Source organism: Cupriavidus consociatus (assembly GCF_017814975.1).
Lineage (GTDB): Bacteria > Pseudomonadota > Gammaproteobacteria > Burkholderiales > Burkholderiaceae > Cupriavidus > Cupriavidus consociatus.
In genome coordinates, this window is sequence record NZ_JAGIQA010000042.1 from 1 (window position 1) to 18,312 (window position 18,312).

Below are 18,312 nucleotides of genomic sequence, written 5' to 3' on the forward strand. Positions count from 1 at the left end.
CCAGTTGATCGTCACGCTCCTGGAGCCCTATTTACAGCCCGATAATTATTAAAGATATTTGCGGGATGTTGTACTAGATCTGCCAGGGATGCTCGGTGTCAGCGGGGAGGAGGAAGGCCAAGACGGACCGGCCTCAGCTAGCGTTGGTAGCCGCGCTGAACTCCATGTGCATTTGAACGGAGCGATCCCGGCTTCGACTGTCAAAGATATTCTTGCCGACGAAACGACTGTCCTTCCACAGGGTTTTGAGATCGAGCGGGACTTACTCCGCCGCATCCGCTCCAAGTCACTCGCGGCGTACTTGACTCCATGGCAGATTCTTCGCCTCTTTCCAAGGAAGCGAGAGAACCTTGACCGTCTTTGCGTCGCCGCACTTGCCAATTTGGCCGCCAACGGCGTGCGTTTCGTCGAACTTCGAAGCAGCGTGTTGTACCTCGCCACGCTGCAGAAGTGCTCGCCTACTCAAGCGCTGGAACGCCTCATCGAATCCACCGGAGACGCAGCGCAGCGTCAGGGCATCCGGCGCGGGTTGATTCTCACGGTGACGCGCGGCGACTATGGCGCGATCGCGCTGGCCACCCTCCTGCAGGCCTACCAGGATCTCGGCGAGCCGGACGATGTGGTCGGTCTCGATCTGGCAGGTGATGAAGAGATGGCGTATCCCGCCCAGCTGCCGTCGCTATTTCGCCAGGCCAAAGACCGATTCGGGCTTGGAATCACAATCCATGCCGGTGAGACCGGCCGAGCGGAGAATGTGCGCTCAGCCATCGAGCTTTTTGGAGCCAACCGCATCGGACATGGAACGGCTGCCGGCAAGGATCCAGATCTTATGGAGCTCCTGGCAAAGGAGAACGTTTGCGTCGAGGTGTGCCCGATCAGCAATCGCTTGACAGGTGCGGTGCCTGCCGAAGAAGCGCATCCACTCCAGGAGTTTCGTCGACACGGTGTTCCGTTCGTCATCTGCTCGGATAACCCAGGAATCCACCAGCGCGGCCTAGTCGATGATCACGCCGCCGCCATGGCCGAAGGCCTATCCGTCGGCGACATGCGCCATCAATTTGAGATGGCCAAGCGTTACTCATTCATGGAGAGCTTAGCTTGAAAATCCGATTCCTTTCCGGAAACCGGCACAAGATCGAGGAGGTGAATCGAATACTCGCACCGATCGGTGTAGACATCGTGCCGGTGTCGAAGAAGATCGAGGAACTGCAAACCGAGGACGTCACCCGCCTGGTGCAGGACAAGTTAATCAAAGCGTTTGAGGCGATCGGTCGCCCGCTGTTTGTTGAACACACGGGCCTTTATCTGAACGGACTTAACGGGCTTCCTGCCGGCTTGACCCAGATCTTCTGGGACCGGTTGGAGGCTGATCGCTTCGCGAACTTGGTGGCCGGGCTGGGAGACGCGAATGTAACTGCAAAGACGGTGCTCGGCTACTGCGACGGGCGCGAGATCCGCTTGTTCGAGGGAGCCATCGAGGGAACAGTGCCACGCGTGCCGGCCGGTCCAAAGGATTTTCAGTGGGACTGCGTCTTCGTCCCCAATGGCCACAACGAAACCTTCGCTGAGATGGGAACTAGGAAGGACGACATTTCGATGCGCCGCAAAGCGCTTGATAAGTTTGCGGACTGCCTCAAATCCGTCAGGGGCAAACGATGAACATGGAGCTGCTAGACGCACACCGGGCCGGCAAGCTAATGCTTTTCGCCGGGGCTGGTGTATCTGCTAACCTCGGCTTGCCGACTTGGAGTGAATTGACGGCGCAGATGGCTTTGGAACTGGGCTTTGATCCTAAGATCTTTTCAACCTATGGCTCACCAGCTGGCGCTGGCGGAGTACTACAAGAAGAAGAAAGGCAACCTGGGGCCGTTGCGCAGTTGGATGGACCGCGAATGGCACAAGCCCAGCACGGACGTTACCACGTCCGAGATCCACCGGCTAATCACCCTCGGAAAATTCTCGCGAATCTACACGACCAACTACGACCGATGGCTGGAGATCGCTCACGACAAATTCGGCGTTCCGTACGACAAGATAGCTAGCGTGGCTGACCTCGTGTCAGTCACCGAAGGTCGCCGTCAGATCGTCAAGCTTCACGGCGACTTCGTCGACGACGAATCGCTCGTTCTAGACGAGACCAGCTATTTTCGGAGACTAGATTTCGATACCCCGCTGGACATCAAGCTCAGAAACGATGTACTGGGCAATTCGGTGCTGTTCATCGGATATAGCCTGAGCGACATCAATATTCGACTTTTGTTCTACAGGCTGACGGAAATGTGGGGGCGCGCAGTCCTGTCATCCGCCAGGCCCAAATCCTATCTATTCATGAGCCGGCCGAATCCAGTGGCGCAAGAGGTGCTTCGCCATTGGAGTATTGAGACGATCATTTCCGAGGAAGATGATCCCAAGCAAGCACTCACCAAATTCTTGAGGGAATTGGTGTGCTGAGGTCGCGCGTCGTGCCTGAAGGACTGGCTGGCGTTTAGCGATTAGTGGGGGTCGCTATCCGGAAAATTGCATCAAAAACAAAGGGACACCAATACGGAGACCGGATCTGCTCAGTGCCGCACCATAGAGCCAGCCACCATCATCGACGTCCTGCACATAGAGCAGTCTTGGCGGCGGCTCGCCGAGAAGTAGGATGAGTTCCCGCTCGGTATGAATATCGAAGAGCGAAAAAAGGCGCCTCTGCGCCCTTGTCAACCGTTCTCAAGGGCGCAGGGGCGACGGCCCCCCACGCATCAGCGAGTGAGCCACTGCCAGAACGACTTCAGCCGTGTGGTCCTACCTGGGCTTGCGCGTTCGCCTCCTACTGGGAAGGAATTTGAGGTACTCTGCTCCGCCTTCGGCAGTGATTGAGGGCTGCGATGCATGGCGCGCAGATCCCGCTGATCACGCTCGAAGACTGCCTTGATCTGGCGTTTCGACAATTGTCCACCCCAGATCACGCGGTTGCCGCGGATCCAGTAATGCGACTGGCAGGCCATTGACCAGTTCCCGATCGAGGGACGCAGTGTGGCCCGCCCATGCGTCAAATTGATCTGCCATTCCGCAGGGGAAAGGGGTGTGACCACCTTTTCCCCACATCCGCAACAGCAAAGATGCACAGCCGCCCCGTACTTCGGACTGATGTAGAGTCGCCCCGGCTGCAGCACGCGGGGGGCGAGTTCGACGACCTCCGGTGTGATCCGGTCAATGCGCATCCGGCCCCTCCGTCTTCTCGGCCTTCGCTAATGCCATTGTGCTGACCACAAACTCGAGATGGTGCCAGTCCCAGTTCATTGAATAAAAGGCGAAGTGCTGCTTCCAGCGGATGACGGCGAGGATGGCGTTAAGCGCATTGGCGTCCGCGATCTGAATGTTTTGATCATACAGCGCATCGCCACCGTCTTCCATTGTGGGGGCGCGATCGAAGAAATGCTTGTTCTTGGCAGGAGTGGCTGCCGTGACCCGACATGTTCCGAAAATCTGCTGCGCCGCGGACAGCGACATGTCCATGCCGCAGTCGATAAAGGGCACGCCGTGGTTGATGAGGTGGGAACAGATCAGTCGTCGCGCGGGCCCCTTGTCGACACAAACAAAGACGAAATCAAACTGTCCCAACAGCCCGACGTTGGCCTGCGTCACATATGCGGGGTGTGCAACGATGCCCGATCGCATCGGATCGTACAGCTCCGCAAAGTATGTGACCTTGGGGCGGCCAAAATCCGACTCTCGCGCTGCGGCGGGCGCGCGGAAGGCATTGTGCAGCTCGAAGTCATCACCATCAAAGAGATGGATCTCACGCACGGGCGTCTTCGCCACCTGGTCCAGCACATACGACCCGGTCCCACCCAAGCCCACGATCGCGATGCTGAGGTCTGCTAATCGCTCTGTGACCATCACAAAATTTCCGCGCGCTGAGCAAGCGTCAGGGTAGCGGAACGGGCCCGTTCGAGGCGCCACTTGCGCCGATCCAGGTCCCAGCGGACGGGTGCAGTAAGGATCGATCACCCGCGCTTGGTCCGTGATGATGCGCCAATAGTGCATCAACTGGTCGAAGTGCGTAGCGTAACCCGTCCATCCGTCATCCTTATTGGAAAAGTAGAACTGGGCGGGCACTCCAGGGGCCACCACTCCGCCCGCGACGTCCGAGTGGCGCAACTGTTCCATTGGGGAACCGTCCGCGAAGCACGGGAAGGGCCCGTCGAACCAGACTTGATGGGTGGCCGGCGGCGACACTTGGCTGTCGGTATAGACGAGCGTGGCGACCAGGGTGCCGAGCTGCAACTGTCGCTGGTTGTCGAGCACCGGCACGTTGTGGAGAAGCAGGTGTGCCCCCTGTACCGTCACCTTCAGTCCCGCTACGAGGAACGGGCTGAGCACCAAATCAAGAACGGCCGGTTTTGCGGACATGGCACACCATCCCTTCCTTTACCGGAACCGGCTTGTCTCCCCGCGCCAGCGACAAATCGCCGAGATCTGGGTGACTGATCGTAATCGTGTAGATGAAATCCGTGGTGTCCGCGGGGGGATCCTGCGGGTAGGCGAAGTGAACGAGCTGCGCATACGTCAGCTTCTCTTGGTGCACATCGATCGGATCAAGATTGAGAATGATTCTCGTTGTTGACTGGTTTGCATTAGGCATGACGTCGGCTCCATTCATACACCGCAAAATGTAAGATTAGGTGTAAGGTTAGGCCAGTATGTCAGATTTCCTGGAAGGTGTAAAGTTAAGTGTAAAATGGCATCATGCAATGAATGAGCAAGGAGTCAGCTTGACTAGCGATACTGCCCCTCGACGGGGGCAATGGGCGCATGCGCCGTTGGCTTTTGTACTCGCGCAGGTTCGATTTCTGCCGAATGCCGCAGCAACTCCAGAGTACCTGCGCGACGCCATCCTGAAGCGAACGGCGACTCGGTTCCCGACGATCAGTCAGACTAATGGCCTGAACATTGAAATCAATCTTGACGGTGATCCGAGCGTGCAGCGAACCGCACAGGCAACTGCTTACGACTTGGTTAACACCGAGATCGACGCAATGGTGCGTATCCAGCAAGGTGCGCTCACGTATGCGGTTACGTCCTATGTAGATTCGCCTCACTTCCGAGAGGCGTGGCTCGATATCACTGATGCTCTTGCTGACATACAGGTCACCACCGTAACGCGCCTGGGTCTGCGCTATGTGGATTTCCTAGTGCCGCAACATGGTCAGCGGCCCGAGGATTACGTCAACGCACCCTGGAATCTGAGGGGGATGCCAACGCTGCCGGGCGCCGCGGGCGGGCCGGACTTGCACGTCTCCATGGTCGATATCGCCTATCCGGTTGGAAGGATGCGCCTACAGTTCATGCGGGGGTTCGGCGTGCCGTCGTTGCCGATGGACCTGCAGGGGATGCTGAGCCCTCGGCAGCGGCCGGCGCAACCTGAATCAGGAGAGTGTGGGGTCATCGACAGCGACCGTTGGATTGACGGGGAACATCGCGCCGATCGCGCGACGCTCAGTCAAATATTCACCCAGATGCACACCGACGTGTCGTCTGCGTTCCGCGCCATGATCACGCCGCTGGCGCTACGCGAATGGGATCCCGAGGCAACTAGAGGGAACAACCAATGATCTACGCTACCGAACGTGACGCGAAGCTAGGCTGGACGATCGGATCGAATGCCATGTGGCGTCAATCTGGATCGACAGGTGTTCGGGAAATAAGAGCCGTGCGGCTTGATTTTGGCACGGCCGTTCCGACAGTGGTGATCGGCCTGAGCGACGTCCGGCAGTACCTTGGAACGAGCGTCAACACAGCGGTGCCGCTCCCCTTCCAACTTGCCTCGGCACCGCGACCGTCCGCACCAGCGCTAACTACACCAGCGGAGATGGTGGAAGAGTTGCGCGAGGTATTCGGACTTAACGTCACGCAGCTCGCGCAAGTTCTGCTTATCGAGCGCATCACGGTATACGCATGGTTGCGAACCGACCGAATGGAAAAACTTAATCCATCCAACCGCAACCGCTTGTGGCGCCTCTACCAGTTGGCCAAACAGTGGGCCAGTTACGCGCCTCTGGCTGGGAAATACTTGGTCGAACTCATTCCCGGGCGCGGCACGACGCTGCTGCAGATGCTGTGTGCGCCGCAGCTGGACCCTGGTGAGTTTGCTCAAGCGTATGAGGTTCTGGCGCGAGCGACGAGCCCATCCGCGCGCACCCAACGGCATCGAGCTAAGCAGCGCCTAGCATTGAAGAGAGGCATCGAGAACCTTAGAAAGAACGCTAACAAATTCGGGATGGATTTGGATTGACGGGTGCGCAGCTCTTCAACACGTTCCTTGACGAACTCAGCGTCGGCGCGGGAAGCAAATCACTGATGGTCATGATCGCCGGCCCCAACGGGGCTGGCAAAACCACGCTGTGGCGGCAATTGCTTGAGCCAATGCTCGAGGGCGCGGTGGAGGCTGTGTACATCAACGCCGACGAGATCGAACGCGAGCTGAACGAGGCGGCTCAGGGTTGTGCGGGCGCGCCGCAGACGCAGGAGACTGCGCTGCTAGCGCAATCCGAGGCGACCCGTCGCCGAGAACTGCTGCTGTCGGCGCCCACCGGCACTCAGAGTCATTTCGTCTTCGAGACCGTCTTTTCGGACCCGCATGGCCACAAGCTCGCGGAGTTGCAACGTGGAGTTGCCGCAGGCTATCACGTGGTAATGCTGTTTGTCGGACTGAATGATGTTGAGCTTGCTCAGCAACGGGTCCACCGCCGGGTTGAGATTGGGGGGCATGACGTGCCGTCCGATGTTCAGCACACGCGGTTTCCTCGCGTCTTTGCCAATGCGCAGAAAGCCCTGCAGATCGTTCCGCTAGCCGCGTTCTTTGATAACTCGCGGGATCGAGAAGCCGGGCAGCGTACCCATCGACCCGTCGCTATCGTAAAGAACGGCTCGGTACTGGCCCTACACGACGACATGCCCGCGTGGTGGCCGATGATCGTTCCCTAAACCTAGGCCGCAGAGATTTGCGCCATAGCGGACATTGAATGACTGCGCGGCAGCAGCATCGGGCGGTTTGAAGCCTGCTCCTGAAAGCAGACTTCGGGAGGCCTACTCCCATCTTCAGTACAGCACCGCAGGCTCACGCCTGCGTTCGTGACACACCCCGGCCCCCTCATGTTCGATGAGCTCGTGCGTTTGGGCTGGGTGTTCTTGGCCCCTGACCAAGATACGCCCTTATGCGCTGCAGAGCATAAGCCCGTATCTTGGCAGGACCCCAATGGTGCATCCTCATGTGAGACCCTACAGACTTTCCTGGTCGACAAATCGACCCCGCCTGCGTAGTGCTGGCAGTAGCACTTCATCGGCATAAGAGCAGCCGGTAAGCCCGGGGTCAGTCTGGCCGGACTTCCTGGCCTCATCGGGTGCATGGGACTCGTCCGCGAGAAGGCGTTCAAGTAGCGCCTCGTAGCCGGCTCTCCACGCTTGCGCGCCAGGGAATACCACCCGCAGCTCCTTTAAAATGTCCATCCCGGAGAAATCGAGGTCGCCCCAGAAATGAATGGGGCGCATGACGTCGGTGCCGTAGAGCCAATCAAGAAGGCCAGGCCCCAATGCCGCATTCCGCTCAAACACGCCTGCTGCAAAATAAACCGAACTGCCAGCCGGTGAGCGCAGGCGTCTCGCGCTCGCCTTGTATCCTGATGCATAAATCAGAACAAAACCTTCGGCGGCGCTCAGCCGCCCTGCCGCCAACGCTTCGAAGGTTGCCGCGTTTTCCACAAACAGGATCGGAGCGGCGGGATCGGCAGTACGGGCAGCTACCAGCAGTTGCACCGGCTTGTCCGGAAAGGGGCAGACATCCGTCTCTAGCAACAGGGCAATCGCCTCCTGCTGGCCGTTAAGGATTTTTGATAATCCCCAGAACTGCCGGCTTGCCACTTCATGGAGCATGAGCTTCTCACTGGCAATCGCGGGGATGCCTGCGAAACGCTCCAGCACCTGCTCCGGAGATCGTGACAGGACGACGATCGGACGGGACAGCAGCCGCTCGCACAGCGCAGCGTTGCTGAAGCGCGCCGGCACAGCCTGCCGCCACTGACCCACCCAGGCGACCTGAGTGCTGGGCTGACGCCCCGTCTCATCGCGAAGAAACGCTTCTGCTTGTGCGGCAATGACGAGCTTCGGTGAGCGCTCCCAGATATCAAGATCCCGCTGGCCGCGACGCTTATCCAGCAGAAGAGCAAAGCCGGGCTGCGTCTGCAGCGCTTCCAGGGCGCGCCACACGAACATGCGTTCGCCGTGGTGAGAGATGGTGAAAAAATCCGGCCACGTCCCGGCACTCAATGGAAAGCTGATATCGCGGCGCCTTTCGGCAAACGGCTTCGCCTCGATGCGGTCCACCAGGGCATTCAGCAACGCAGTAACGGCGGCCGGCCGGCCCCCCGGATTGTCGTCGGCGCTCATGTCCCGGTGTCCGAGACCAACTGTTTGCGTGCCTCCTGCAAGTCGAACTGCCGCGCCGCTTCACGCCGCACCGTTTTCCGGCGCTCGGTCCAGAGAGCATGCAGCCGGTCTGCCTTCAACAAAGAGCTGTCCACCTCGGTGATCTTGTCGAGTTCCCCAGCCAGGCCCTCCACCTTCATCAGGGAAAAACGGTGTTCGAAACTGAACAACTCGAGCAATGGGCCGGATGCGCGGGACGGCATGGCGACCACAAGTTGCAGCCCAAGGTTCTCATTGAGATAGCGCATCACGGCAGCTGTGCGGCCCTCGTCCATCTTGTCGAAGGCCTCGTCGATCATTATGAGTCTCAAGCTCGGCGTCTTCTCGAACTGGCGAAAGGCCTGGGCCAGCACTGCAGCCCGTACAAGATAGGCCGGCGTCATCAACTCACCTCCCGAGAACGTCGCCATTTTCGCCAAGGACGCCTCGCGGCCATCTTCCGAATACTTGCGGATGTCATATTGCCGATAGTTACGGTAATCCGCGATGTCCTTCAGTCGCCGCAACGCGTGGTCGCGGTTGGTGTCGAGCAATAGCAACTTGATATCGTCCAATGCCACGACACTGTCGGCGGACAGCACGCCTTCGGTCGCCGAGAACAGATCCACCGGCGTTTGCGTCTCGGCCAGTCGGTTCAGTTCCTGGAACAGGTCGAAGTACTTCTTGTACTCCTTGACCATCTGCCCATATTCAATTTCGAACCGGTCTTCGCCGAATGCCAGGCGCTTGAGCTTTTCATTGAGCCGCTTCAGCGGCTCGATGCCCTGCTCGACCGCGGTGCGTACGGCCAGCGCGAAATGCGTACTGAAGGTATTGTTGAAGCTCTTCTCGGCGCCCTGCAACTCGCTGGTGTTGTTGAGAATGCGCACTTGGTCGAGCCGTTCCAACATGGCCGAGATCTGCCGCCGGGCGGCGGGTACGCCGCCATAGGCTTGCCACTCGTACTCCCCTTGCGTCGACTGGCAAGGCTGAAAATCGACCCGCTCGTCAAACGAGGAAGACAACAGATTATGCGCCTCCAGTTTCCGCTCGAATGCCTCGCGCTCCTGGCGGTAGAGGCCGGCTTGCTGGCGCCGCCGCCCGTCGAAGGACGCGGAGGTCTGCTCCTTGGCCGCTTCCCGAGCGCGCTTGTCCAGCCGGAGCGGATCGAAGTGAGGATTGAGCCGGATCAGTTCAGCTATGCGGGCGTTTACCTGTCTCACGGCATCCTGGCACCAAACAAGCCTTGCCCTGGCATCAGCGATGTTCGATTCGAAGCCACGCGCTTGGCCCTCTGCTTCGCCCGCCAAGCGTGACGCGGTATTAGACAGGCGTTGGTGGCCGTCCAATAGTTGCTCCGCCCGCGAGACGCGGCGCTCCAGCACGATGAGATCGGAGTTGTCCAGGCTGGCGAGCTCCGCCGCGAGACTACTCAGTCCGCGCTGCGTCTCAGCCAGCTTGTCCAGCATTGGCGCGACCGGCACCAGCTTCAGACCGAGCAGCCGCGCGCCCCATGCGGCCAACTCGGCAGCGCTTGCGCTATGTGCGTCCCTTTCCCGCGTCTTCTCATCGATCTCCCGGGCAAGCCTCACCACGCGCTTGCGCCGCGCCTCTGCACCGAAGGCAAGTTCGCCGTCCTCTATCCATGACGAGAACATCTTGAACCCGCCGCTCGCCATGCCGTCCACGGTCAGTGCCTGTGGCGCGCCACGCAGCGCCTGCGCATCCGCTACCTTGACATAGCGCCCATAGCTCGCGATCAGATAGGCGCGTGCGGTTTCATCGGCAATCACCAGTTCCTGCAGCACGGCATCGGCCGACAGCGCCTGATTTTCCGCCCGCCGCCTGGCCAGTTCCCCCTGCACCACGGAAGCCTCGCGCCCTTGCCTAGTCGCCGGCATTTCATGCCGCATCGCCCGGATAGCGCTCGCCTCGTACTGCGAGTCCACCAGGATCACGAAGCGATTGCCACCCAAAAGCCCTTCGATGGCGTTCTGCCAGCGTGAACCCTCGCGCGGCTGGACAAGGTTGCAAAGCACCCTGGGACGGGCGGCCGGCATCTGGGCTTCGAGATACCGGACCGCGGCCTCGACATGCTCCGGCAGGTCGAAGTGACCATCTTCCAACCCTTGCCGGCGCCGCTTCAGGTCATCGATTTCCCTTTGCAGCGTGGCAGCGCGATCCGACTCCCGCGCCTGCTCCTGTACCACCGCCCCGTACAGGCCTTCGGCACTGTGCAGCTGCTGCGAAATGGGAGCCAAGGCAGTATCCAGCCTGGCGAACCGGTCGCGCCGCAGGCTTGCCGGGTCGATCTGCGCGCCTGTCAGCATCGCCGCCAGCTCGCGCGCGGCGGCCCGACCATCGGCGGCATCGAGCGCCGCGGATTCAATGACCAGACGCTCCACATGGGGCGCGTAAGCGCTGGCCGGCGCTGCAGGCTGTCTAGCCAGGGCAGCCAGTTCATCCAGCACGCCGCGCAAGCCCGCCAGGGCGGCCACGACGTCCAGCGCGATTCGCGATCGGTTTTCCGTGGCCGCGGCCATCTCGCGGCTGAGCCGATCACGCTCCTGCGCTATCGGATTGCCGTTAAGCCGACCTTTGGCGGTGCCGTGCAATTCCGTGGCACGCTTTAGCGCCAGTGCATGCCGGTCGGCAAGCGCCTGCTGCCTTTCGACTTCGGCCAGGGCGAGGCGGCGGCGGGACTCCAGTCTGTGGATCTCTTCCTCGACATCGTGCTGTCGGCGCAGCACTTCGCCCAGTTCGGCCTCCATGGCCTCTTCGAAGGCGGCAAGGAACGCATTTGCGTGCGCCTTTAGCACGCCCAACCGCTCACGACACGCCAGCAATTCGGTGGCAATCTTGCGCAATCGTTGGACGTTCTGCATGAGCGACGCGATATGCCCGATCTGATCGGAAAAATCAGGCTCGGCCAGCACCTGCTCCCGGATCAGTTCGTCCACCGAGCCGACGGTCTTGCGGGCAATGGACTGGACGAAAGCCCGCGCCGCTGCTTCGGCCTCGCGCGGCCCAACCAGCGTCTTGCCGCCACCGCGAAACTCGGCATAGAGCTTGCACAGGTAGTCTTCGATGCTGTTCTCGAACGGCAGGACGCGCGGATAGCGCTGGCGCAGCCGATGGTAGATATCCTCGACCTTCACCGCGGTAATCGAATTGCCCTTGCGCGACTCGATGAAATCCGCCTCCATCGCGCAACTGCCCGGTAGCACAAAGTAAAGCTTGCGCGCTACGTCGACGTTGCGGCCGTGCTCGCGCGTACCTGACACGGCGGCTTCCACGGCCACCACGGCGGTGAACGGCTCGGCAGATTCTCCGTCGTCGGGGGCGAAGACGGCGACGACGTAGGTGTGTGACCCATACGGCCGAACGCAGAGATTGTCGCGCATACCCACCGCGTACGACGCCAGCGTCCGCCTCACCTTGCCGCCCGCGCGCGAGGCGCCGCTCTCGTCCTGCGCAGAGTTGAAAACGTTGATGTGCTGCTTGCCGCCCGTCATGACCAGTTGGATCGCGTCCTGGAAAGAGGACTTCCCAACGCCGGTCGAACCCGACAGTAAGGTGGTGTGGCCGAAGGGGTATTCCCGTGACACCACGAAACCCCAGTTGATCAGGATGAGCTTCTCAAGCTTCATCGTTATGCTCCGGCGACGGGACTGCCGGCACGGGCGTCGAAGTTTCCGCCAGCAGGGCATCGATGGCGGAATCCGGCACGAACTGAAGGATCGTCCCCCGAATAGCGACCAGCGCGTCAGCGTCCTCCACTTCCGCATCGGCCCGGTAATCAATCAGACGGGCGCGCTTCAGGTCAGCGAAGAGCTTCTCCCGTGCAGTCTTGGCCGGCAGTGAGCGGCGCGCCTGCGCAGTGAGCGTGGCATTCAGGTATTCCACTGTCACGAGCGCTTCGTCGCGCTCGTTGATCGAGCCTTGGCGCAGGCATTCGTTGTACAGCAAGCGCAACACCAGGCAGCATGCCACGAAATCGGCGGAGAGCTTGGCCCGCACGGCTTCCACCGCGATAGCATCGTCCTCGGCAGGCAGCCCTGGCACGCGCGCCCCTGGCGGGTAAAGCCGAAAATAGTTCTGGTGTCGCTCGTGTAGCAGCCTGAAGCCGCCCACATCGAAGTACGCATTGAGCAGGCCCTCGATACGCACCGCGTCGTCGTAGAGCTGACGCTCGATGGCGCTGTCCTCACGGTGCAGGATGGACAGACCGAACAGGCGGCCAAGAATCTGCCGGAATGCCTCCGGCCTGACGCCCCTCGCCTTCAGTTCCGCTTCCACCAGTTGCCCAATCGTAATTTCATCCATGGCCGATGTGGCGCCTCCTGATTGCATAGTCGGTGCCCGACATGATGGCATTGTCCAGCGGCTCTGCGTCCAGGCGCTCCACCTCCAGTCCCTCATGGTCGCGTGCTGCCTCGACTGCCCGCAACAATGATAAGGCCTGGATCGCATCGTCGACCGGCAACTCGGACAGGCGCAGCGTGCCCATGCCACGCATGGAACCGAGCAAGTAATCCACGACATCGTGATGCGACAAGGAGAAGGCGCGCTCCTCCGCTTGCCGCATGAACTGACGCAAACGCTCTTCTCGTGTGATCTCTGGAACAATGCTCACGGCCTGTGCCCGGTTGCGCTCGGCGGCCTTTCTCGGCTGCACCGCGGCGGGATCATACAGCGCCACGCTTACCGGTGCGAGCGCCGCGCCCTGCCGCTCCAGCCAGGTGCCCTGCTCCCGCTCCGGCATCTCTCCCAGGCGGCGGATCAGGGTTGACAATGCCGCCCCGCTGCCTGATGCCCCCATGTACAGACTCTGCGACAACAAGACCACATGACGGCGGACATAGCTTTCCATGGCGCGGAACAATTCCGGCTGCTTCGTCCGGCAGGCCGCGGTGACCATCTCGTCGATCCGATCAAGCATCCATCTCAAGATAGCTCCGTCAGGCGCCGCCTGCGCGGCCCATGCCGCGTGGTTGGCCAGGTCATCGTCAATGGCCTGCATCTCGGCCACGCTCAACTCGTTAAGACGTTCGATCAGCGCCCCGATGTCGAGCCGATGGCGCTCGGCATTGTCATAGACCAACCGGGGTGAGAACTCATCACGGAAACGTCGCTCGACGAACTCGATGAACCCATCCCAATTGCCCTGCACGTGCGCGTCGAGCAATATCTTGCGGGCAAGGTCGTAGAAGAGTTCAATGTCCTCGGAAAGGTCGGCAATGACTCGATCGGCATACTCATAGGCGTCAAGCAGATCCTCCACGTCCCGGCGCTCGATGAAGGCGCTCAGTGCATTCTTGCAAGAGCGCATGTTGCGCTGACGGGTCCGTTCACGTGGACGGTCGGCCAGCGTCAGCGCCTGGGCGAAGATCTTGCCGGCGCGGGTGAAGCGATAGGCGGTAACCAGTCGGACGCGGTCCTCGGCGGTTTCGATCCAGCCGTCTGCGACGAGGAGGCGCACGATGGCGCTTGCCAGCTTTTGATCGTCGGCAAGGTCGCCGGCGTTGAAGCCGTCTTCGCCATCTTCCCCGGCAAGGTCGGCCGGCAGCGAGGCGGACTGCATGGTCTGCACAAACAGATCACGCAAATCCTCGCGCCCAAGAATGGATCGGTAGTCGGCATGGGAACCATAGAGCCGCGCATAGAATGCGCGAATGCAGGCCGCGATGAGCCGACGCCGCTTCAGCGTGAGCGGGCGAAAGAATTGCGGATAACCGGAATCCACCATGGCGGCTGATGTCCCCTTTCCTGATACTCTGCTTCTGCACCTGTGCACCATCAACGCAGCGACAACGGCGTATGACATCCACCGCTTCCTGCGCTGTCCGGCCGCGACTTTCTTCAGAGCGCCGCTATTACCGCCTAAAGCCGGCTCGTCCCGCGCTACCCCTGGCGAGCCCGCGAGGTCCCTACAAGTGAGGCACTGGATTTGTGCCGTCTTTGCGCGCTAGCGATTGTTCAACCTCTGCCTGCCACCCGGTCAGTTTCCGGTCGGCACCGACCAGTCCTCCGTTACTAGACCAGGGACGCGCCGGAACGCCTTGTCATTGGTCACCAGCACCGCACCCGTCTCCAGGGCGTGCGCGGCAATTAGCAAATCCAGTGCGCCCATCGACTGCCCTTGGGATTCCAGCACAGCGCGGGCGTCCCCATAGCTGGCCATCACCGAAGAGGTCCAGGGCAACACTTCGACTCGGCGCAACAGTTCATCGATTGCGCATGCGAGGCGTGTTGCGCTCGGGCGCTTGGCCAATCCGTACATCAGCTCCGCGCCGGTGATGGCTGACAGACACAGCGAAGCAATGGGTATGGCCGTTACGCGCGCCACGACTGCTGGATGTCCTCGCAGCAGATGGCTCACGATATTGGTGTCGAGCATGTAGCGCGTCATCCGAGACCAGCCAGCGGATCGCGGGCTTGTTCGTCCTGCATGCGGTCTGCCAGGAAGTCTGCCGGCACGGCGCTGTCCTGGATAGCAGCCAGAAAGCTGTCCCAACTCTCCGGCCGGCGCGAAAGAATCACGTCCCCGGTAGCCGGGTCACGGCGAATATAGACCTCGCGCTCAGCGAAGCGGAACTCCTGCGGAAGCCGCACCGCCTGGCTGCGCCCAGTGGTAAAGATCTTGGCAGTCGTGCTCATGGCTTTCTCCCCTTTGGTACATATCAAAGGATATACCAATCGATGATGGATATCAAGATAGCTACCAACGTCCCATCGCTGTACGGCCTTCGCCATGGAACGCCAGGATTTAAGTGTCAATGAAGACACTTCTGACGTGGACCTTTACGAGAGCGCGTACCAGTTCAACCTTGAGGGAGCGCTGCGCGTGCCCCTGGCGAATAGCCGTGCGCGGCAATGCGCCGCGGATTGTTCCTCTATTGACGGCTCGTGGCCGCTACAGCAAATTTGACATATTTAAGGATTATGTTCAATTTGTTGTGGTACATAACAAATTAGCGAGCGCCAGCGATGGCTGCGTCTGCTGGCTCTTGGGGTCGAGCAGACCGCGGCACTTCATTTCATGTACTTACGACCGGCGCGTTCACCGTAAGGTCGCAAACCTCGGCGGATCCTCAGGCGCGAGGCATTGCTTTTGATGTAGCCACTTCGCGAGGCCGAAGTCGATGGATTGCGGTGGAAGGTTCCTGCGGCAGCGAAGCCGGTGCGCTTCTGCGCATAAGCAGGAACGCAGACGGTCGCGCTCGGGCCTGGCTATAGGAGAACGGCGCAAGAATGTCGACCGGTCAGGCGGGCCGAGCCTAGTAGGTTCAGGCTGACGCCTTGCTCGGCAGCTTCGGTCACCAACGCCAGGTGCAGCTCGGGCGGGAGGCGGACCACGAATTTGCCGTTAAAGCTCTGGGTCGACCAAGGCGGTAGGAATCTTTTCCCCGTTCGCGCGCATATCTTTGACGGTCTCCGTCACCACTTGCCGGATACCTGCCAAGACTTCGTCGGGAGAGCCGGCGAGCCATGAGAGGGACGAAAATTCTGCGCACAGGCCCACAAATTCCTCGTCCTCGGCGGACCAGGTTACTCGGTAGGTGTAGTGATCAAACACGATGCTGCTCCCGTTCGAACTTATCGATGGCGTCAACCACAGTTGTGATCTATTCGCATCAACGCTCAGTGGTGCGTGCCGGCTAGATCGGGAACTCAGTTTATCTACTTTATCAGCAGATGATATAGTTAGGTATGAAACGAGACACGGCTATTGATACGCTGCTTGACCTGCACGGCTCGATCCTCGATCAAGGGGGCGGTTACTGGATCAAGCTCGAAGCATGGCAAGTGGAAGTAACCAAGGAGATCCCCCATGGCATCCGGTACTCCCTCACCCTGCATGAGCCGTATGGCAAGAGAATTCTTGGGTATGACAACGCGCATGCAGTTAAGCCGCCCAAGAAATTTAAGTATGCCGGACGCATCTTGGCTTATGACCACAAGCACAGGCACGTGTCGGATAAAGGTGTGCCCTACGAATTCAAGGATGCACAGCAGCTGATGAACGACTTTTTCGCAGACGTTGACCGCGTTCTGTCGGAGGTGAAGAAGAGATGAAAACAATTGTGATTGGCATCATGCCGCAAGAGAAGATCCGCGAGCGCGTGTTGGCAATTGCGCGGGGTGAGTACAGGCCGAAGGCCAGCGAGCCTAAGATCTGGTTCACTTCCATGAAGTCGTTGGCCGAAGTGCTGAGTGACGACAATCGTGCCTTGTTGAGGGTCATCACCGAAACCAAGCCGGAATCGATCTCGGAGCTAGCTGAAGCCACTGGCCGCAAGCCCGGCAACCTATCGCGTACGCTGAAAACAATGTCCAACTATGGCATCGTCGATCTCAAACGCGAGAAGAACCATGTGCGCCCGGTCGCCAAAGCTACGGATTTCCGAATCCTCGCCGCCTAATCCCTTCGGATCCGATGCGTGTCGCAGTCCGCAGGGCGTTTCAACCCGGAAAAAGGCGAGTCACAGGGCTGGCGGACTTGAGCAGCACCCTGCAGCACAAGTCTTATTCACAAAGCTCTCCTCGAGCTGGCCTGTTGCCTCATTTGCTGGCGCACCCTTCAGGCGCATGGTCTGCGTGGACTTTTCCCATTGCGCATCTGCGATGACTAGCCAGACCGCGGCCCAGTACCTGGGCATGTGGTTGCTGTCGACCAGCGCCCCCCGGAGCGCCCGCGGCACGGCGGCGGCGCTGACCTGAACGAACATAAAACCCAGCACTTTTCCGGTGCACGGCAGCAGCTCATCGGCCGATGGCTTGCTCCGTCCATGTGTAGCATCAAAATCCTTGTGGTAGCTCCTGCGGAGACACGCAAATCTCCCAAAACGGGAGTACAATACTCCCAAAATGGGAGTGTCAAAGGATGCGGATCATTGCGCGGCGGACGCTGCGAGAGTTTTGGGAGAGCGACCCCGCGTATACAGATGCGATATCGCCCCTGACGGAGTGGTATCGCCACATGGAGAAAGTGACATATGCGACACCACAGGATGTGAAGGCCGAACTACGGACAGCCAGCATCCTCAAGGGCGGTCGCGTGGTGTTCAATATCGCCGGGAACAAGTATCGCGTGATCCTGGCGATCGACTATGACCGCCAGATCGGGTGGGTCCGTTTCGTTGGCACCCACGCCCAATACGACAAAGTTGACGCGGAGAGCGTGTGATGGATATCAAGCCCATTCGTACCGAACAAGACTATGACACTGCCATGGAGCGTGTCGGCCAGCTATGGGGCGCGCCGGTCGGCTCGCCCCAAGGCGATGAGCTGGAAGTCTTGTCGATCCTCGTGGAGCGCTACGAGCAAGAGCATTACCCTATTCCCCCCTCCGATCCGGTCGAGGCGATCAAGTTTCGGTTGGATCAGCAGGGCCTCACCCCGCGCGATCTTGAGCCGTTCATTGGTTCCAGTGGTCGCGTGTCTGAGGTTCTGAACCGCAAGCGCAAGCTCAGCCTGAGCATGGTCAAGCGTTTGCATGATGGCCTGCGCATCCCCTACGAAAGCCTGCTGTCGTAGGGGGCGCGTGAGCGCCACCGCTGCCTTGATAGTGCCGTCCGCAATCGCATCTTGCACGGACGCGCTATAGCGCAGCATTTCCTCGTTGTCGGACGGCAGGAACCACCCCAGCGCGACGCGCGGGCGCGGCAGACCGCGCCGCATCTCCGCGAGCTTCTTGAGGTTCACGGTGCAATGGATATGCACGGCGCCTGCCCCAGCCGGTAGCGTCAGATTCACCGACCGCGGCTTCTCCGGCATTTCCGGTGCGCCCTTGCGTGCGCGTTCGATAATCTTGGCTGGCAACATGGCTACCCCTCTTGACATGCCGCCATGATCTCGCCA

The 18,312-nt window shown here is 60.2% G+C and carries 21 protein-coding genes; 10 read left to right on the forward strand and 11 right to left on the reverse strand.

What is annotated here, in order from left to right; translation table 11 throughout:
• The first annotated feature begins 88 nt into the window (after positions 1–88).
• The 3 genes from J8I82_RS34135 (at position 89) to J8I82_RS34145 (ending at position 2,451) form a co-directional block, all read left to right on the forward strand.
• Positions 89–1,102, forward strand: coding sequence for an amidohydrolase family protein (locus J8I82_RS34135; RefSeq protein WP_209764135.1), 1,014 nt, complete (start codon positions 89–91; stop codon positions 1,100–1,102).
• Positions 1,099–1,659: a non-canonical purine NTP pyrophosphatase gene (locus J8I82_RS34140; RefSeq protein ID WP_209764137.1), complete on the forward strand. Its 561-nt coding sequence runs from the start codon at positions 1,099–1,101 to the stop codon at positions 1,657–1,659. The genes J8I82_RS34135 and J8I82_RS34140 overlap by 4 nt, the downstream gene beginning before the upstream one ends.
• A 150-nt stretch (positions 1,660–1,809) precedes the next feature.
• The gene (locus J8I82_RS34145; RefSeq protein WP_245180448.1) at positions 1,810–2,451 is read left to right on the forward strand and encodes an SIR2 family protein; all 642 of its coding nucleotides are present in this window, start codon (positions 1,810–1,812) and stop codon (positions 2,449–2,451) included.
• A gap of 293 nt (positions 2,452–2,744) precedes the next feature.
• Here the strand turns inward: J8I82_RS34145 and J8I82_RS34150 are convergent, their stop codons facing one another.
• The 3 genes from J8I82_RS34150 to J8I82_RS34160 are packed head-to-tail and all read right to left on the reverse strand — an operon-like array spanning position 2,745 to position 4,630.
• Positions 2,745–3,206: a ubiquitination-like system serine protease family protein gene (locus J8I82_RS34150; RefSeq protein WP_245180450.1), complete on the reverse strand. Its 462-nt coding sequence runs from the start codon at positions 3,204–3,206 to the stop codon at positions 2,745–2,747.
• The gene (locus J8I82_RS34155) at positions 3,196–4,398 is read right to left on the reverse strand and encodes a ThiF family adenylyltransferase (protein WP_209764139.1); all 1,203 of its coding nucleotides are present in this window, start codon (positions 4,396–4,398) and stop codon (positions 3,196–3,198) included. The genes J8I82_RS34150 and J8I82_RS34155 overlap by 11 nt, the downstream gene beginning before the upstream one ends.
• Positions 4,373–4,630 (reverse strand): multiubiquitin domain-containing protein, encoded by a 258-nt coding sequence (locus tag J8I82_RS34160; RefSeq protein WP_209764141.1) that lies wholly within the window; start codon positions 4,628–4,630, stop codon positions 4,373–4,375. The genes J8I82_RS34155 and J8I82_RS34160 overlap by 26 nt, the downstream gene beginning before the upstream one ends.
• A 58-nt stretch (positions 4,631–4,688) precedes the next feature.
• Here J8I82_RS34160 and J8I82_RS34165 point away from each other — a divergent pair, with 58 nt between their 5' ends.
• The 3 genes from J8I82_RS34165 to J8I82_RS34175 are packed head-to-tail and all read left to right on the forward strand — an operon-like array spanning position 4,689 to position 6,972.
• Positions 4,689–5,600 (forward strand): TIGR04255 family protein, encoded by a 912-nt coding sequence (locus tag J8I82_RS34165; protein WP_245180452.1) that lies wholly within the window; start codon positions 4,689–4,691, stop codon positions 5,598–5,600.
• Complete coding sequence (locus J8I82_RS38710) at positions 5,597–6,280, forward strand: hypothetical protein (RefSeq protein ID WP_245180453.1); 684 nt, start codon at positions 5,597–5,599, stop codon at positions 6,278–6,280. The genes J8I82_RS34165 and J8I82_RS38710 overlap by 4 nt, the downstream gene beginning before the upstream one ends.
• Entirely contained in the window at positions 6,277–6,972 is a 696-nt protein-coding gene (locus J8I82_RS34175; RefSeq protein ID WP_245180454.1) for an ATPase, read from the forward strand. The genes J8I82_RS38710 and J8I82_RS34175 overlap by 4 nt, the downstream gene beginning before the upstream one ends.
• A 294-nt stretch (positions 6,973–7,266) precedes the next feature.
• Here J8I82_RS34175 and J8I82_RS34180 read toward each other — a convergent pair whose 3' ends face one another.
• The 8 genes from J8I82_RS34180 to J8I82_RS38720 form a co-directional block, all read right to left on the reverse strand.
• Positions 7,267–8,430 carry a Wadjet anti-phage system protein JetD domain-containing protein gene (locus J8I82_RS34180; RefSeq protein WP_209764143.1) on the reverse strand — a complete coding sequence of 388 codons (1,164 nt, stop codon included), beginning with the start codon at positions 8,428–8,430 and terminating at the stop codon, positions 7,267–7,269.
• Positions 8,427–12,098, reverse strand: coding sequence for an SbcC/MukB-like Walker B domain-containing protein (locus J8I82_RS34185; RefSeq protein WP_209764144.1), 3,672 nt, complete (start codon positions 12,096–12,098; stop codon positions 8,427–8,429). The genes J8I82_RS34180 and J8I82_RS34185 overlap by 4 nt, the downstream gene beginning before the upstream one ends.
• Positions 12,088–12,774 carry a DUF4194 domain-containing protein gene (locus J8I82_RS34190; RefSeq protein ID WP_209764145.1) on the reverse strand — a complete coding sequence of 229 codons (687 nt, stop codon included), beginning with the start codon at positions 12,772–12,774 and terminating at the stop codon, positions 12,088–12,090. Before J8I82_RS34190 ends, J8I82_RS34185 begins: the two co-directional genes overlap by 11 nt.
• The gene (locus J8I82_RS34195; protein ID WP_209764147.1) at positions 12,767–14,197 is read right to left on the reverse strand and encodes a Wadjet anti-phage system protein JetA family protein; all 1,431 of its coding nucleotides are present in this window, start codon (positions 14,195–14,197) and stop codon (positions 12,767–12,769) included. The genes J8I82_RS34190 and J8I82_RS34195 overlap by 8 nt, the downstream gene beginning before the upstream one ends.
• Positions 14,198–14,449: 252 nt before the next feature.
• On the reverse strand, positions 14,450–14,848 hold the full coding sequence (locus tag J8I82_RS34200; RefSeq protein WP_245180455.1) for a type II toxin-antitoxin system VapC family toxin: 399 nt from the start codon (positions 14,846–14,848) through the stop codon (positions 14,450–14,452).
• Positions 14,849–14,856: 8 nt separating this feature from the next.
• Positions 14,857–15,108, reverse strand: a complete 252-nt coding sequence (locus J8I82_RS34205; RefSeq protein ID WP_209764164.1) for an antitoxin — start codon at positions 15,106–15,108, stop codon at positions 14,857–14,859.
• A 573-nt stretch (positions 15,109–15,681) separates the two neighbouring features.
• Entirely contained in the window at positions 15,682–15,807 is a 126-nt protein-coding gene (locus tag J8I82_RS38715; RefSeq protein WP_284183244.1) for a toxin-antitoxin system HicB family antitoxin, read from the reverse strand.
• 10 nt (positions 15,808–15,817) lie between these two features.
• Positions 15,818–16,027 carry a hypothetical protein gene (locus tag J8I82_RS38720; protein WP_245180457.1) on the reverse strand — a complete coding sequence of 70 codons (210 nt, stop codon included), beginning with the start codon at positions 16,025–16,027 and terminating at the stop codon, positions 15,818–15,820.
• Between the two features lie 134 nt (positions 16,028–16,161).
• Between J8I82_RS38720 and J8I82_RS34215 the strand changes: the two genes are divergently transcribed.
• The 4 genes from J8I82_RS34215 to J8I82_RS34230 all read left to right on the forward strand — a co-directional run bounded on the left by J8I82_RS34215 (position 16,162) and on the right by J8I82_RS34230 (position 17,988).
• Entirely contained in the window at positions 16,162–16,527 is a 366-nt protein-coding gene (locus J8I82_RS34215) for a toxin-antitoxin system TumE family protein (protein WP_209764167.1), read from the forward strand.
• Positions 16,524–16,874 (forward strand): HVO_A0114 family putative DNA-binding protein, encoded by a 351-nt coding sequence (locus J8I82_RS34220; RefSeq protein WP_029049669.1) that lies wholly within the window; start codon positions 16,524–16,526, stop codon positions 16,872–16,874. The genes J8I82_RS34215 and J8I82_RS34220 overlap by 4 nt, the downstream gene beginning before the upstream one ends.
• Before the next feature lie 461 nt (positions 16,875–17,335).
• Positions 17,336–17,638, forward strand: a complete 303-nt coding sequence (locus J8I82_RS34225; protein WP_209764169.1) for a type II toxin-antitoxin system HigB family toxin — start codon at positions 17,336–17,338, stop codon at positions 17,636–17,638.
• Positions 17,638–17,988: a helix-turn-helix domain-containing protein gene (locus J8I82_RS34230; RefSeq protein WP_209764172.1), complete on the forward strand. Its 351-nt coding sequence runs from the start codon at positions 17,638–17,640 to the stop codon at positions 17,986–17,988. Before J8I82_RS34225 ends, J8I82_RS34230 begins: the two co-directional genes overlap by 1 nt.
• Positions 17,989–18,312 lie beyond the last annotated feature (324 nt).

What these genes read in the sequence shown, in the direction of transcription:
- J8I82_RS34135 (WP_209764135.1), top strand. Translation starts at nt 89, where the DNA reads ATGCTCGGTGTCAGCGGGGAGGAGGAAGGCCAAGACGGACCGGCCTCA.
- J8I82_RS34145 (WP_245180448.1), top strand. Translation starts at nt 1,810, where the DNA reads ATGGCTCACCAGCTGGCGCTGGCGGAGTACTACAAGAAGAAGAAAGGC.
- J8I82_RS34150 (WP_245180450.1), bottom strand. Translation starts at nt 3,206, where the DNA reads ATGCGCATTGACCGGATCACACCGGAGGTCGTCGAACTCGCCCCCCGC.
- J8I82_RS34155 (WP_209764139.1), bottom strand. Translation starts at nt 4,398, where the DNA reads ATGTCCGCAAAACCGGCCGTTCTTGATTTGGTGCTCAGCCCGTTCCTC.
- J8I82_RS34160 (WP_209764141.1), bottom strand. Translation starts at nt 4,630, where the DNA reads ATGCCTAATGCAAACCAGTCAACAACGAGAATCATTCTCAATCTTGAT.
- J8I82_RS34165 (WP_245180452.1), top strand. Translation starts at nt 4,689, where the DNA reads ATGTCAGATTTCCTGGAAGGTGTAAAGTTAAGTGTAAAATGGCATCAT.
- J8I82_RS38710 (WP_245180453.1), top strand. Translation starts at nt 5,597, where the DNA reads ATGATCTACGCTACCGAACGTGACGCGAAGCTAGGCTGGACGATCGGA.
- J8I82_RS34180 (WP_209764143.1), bottom strand. Translation starts at nt 8,430, where the DNA reads ATGAGCGCCGACGACAATCCGGGGGGCCGGCCGGCCGCCGTTACTGCG.
- J8I82_RS34185 (WP_209764144.1), bottom strand. Translation starts at nt 12,098, where the DNA reads ATGAAGCTTGAGAAGCTCATCCTGATCAACTGGGGTTTCGTGGTGTCA.
- J8I82_RS34190 (WP_209764145.1), bottom strand. Translation starts at nt 12,774, where the DNA reads ATGGATGAAATTACGATTGGGCAACTGGTGGAAGCGGAACTGAAGGCG.
- J8I82_RS34195 (WP_209764147.1), bottom strand. Translation starts at nt 14,197, where the DNA reads ATGGTGGATTCCGGTTATCCGCAATTCTTTCGCCCGCTCACGCTGAAG.
- J8I82_RS34200 (WP_245180455.1), bottom strand. Translation starts at nt 14,848, where the DNA reads ATGCTCGACACCAATATCGTGAGCCATCTGCTGCGAGGACATCCAGCA.
- J8I82_RS34205 (WP_209764164.1), bottom strand. Translation starts at nt 15,108, where the DNA reads ATGAGCACGACTGCCAAGATCTTTACCACTGGGCGCAGCCAGGCGGTG.
- J8I82_RS34215 (WP_209764167.1), top strand. Translation starts at nt 16,162, where the DNA reads ATGAAACGAGACACGGCTATTGATACGCTGCTTGACCTGCACGGCTCG.
- J8I82_RS34220 (WP_029049669.1), top strand. Translation starts at nt 16,524, where the DNA reads ATGAAAACAATTGTGATTGGCATCATGCCGCAAGAGAAGATCCGCGAG.
- J8I82_RS34225 (WP_209764169.1), top strand. Translation starts at nt 17,336, where the DNA reads ATGCGGATCATTGCGCGGCGGACGCTGCGAGAGTTTTGGGAGAGCGAC.
- J8I82_RS34230 (WP_209764172.1), top strand. Translation starts at nt 17,638, where the DNA reads ATGGATATCAAGCCCATTCGTACCGAACAAGACTATGACACTGCCATG.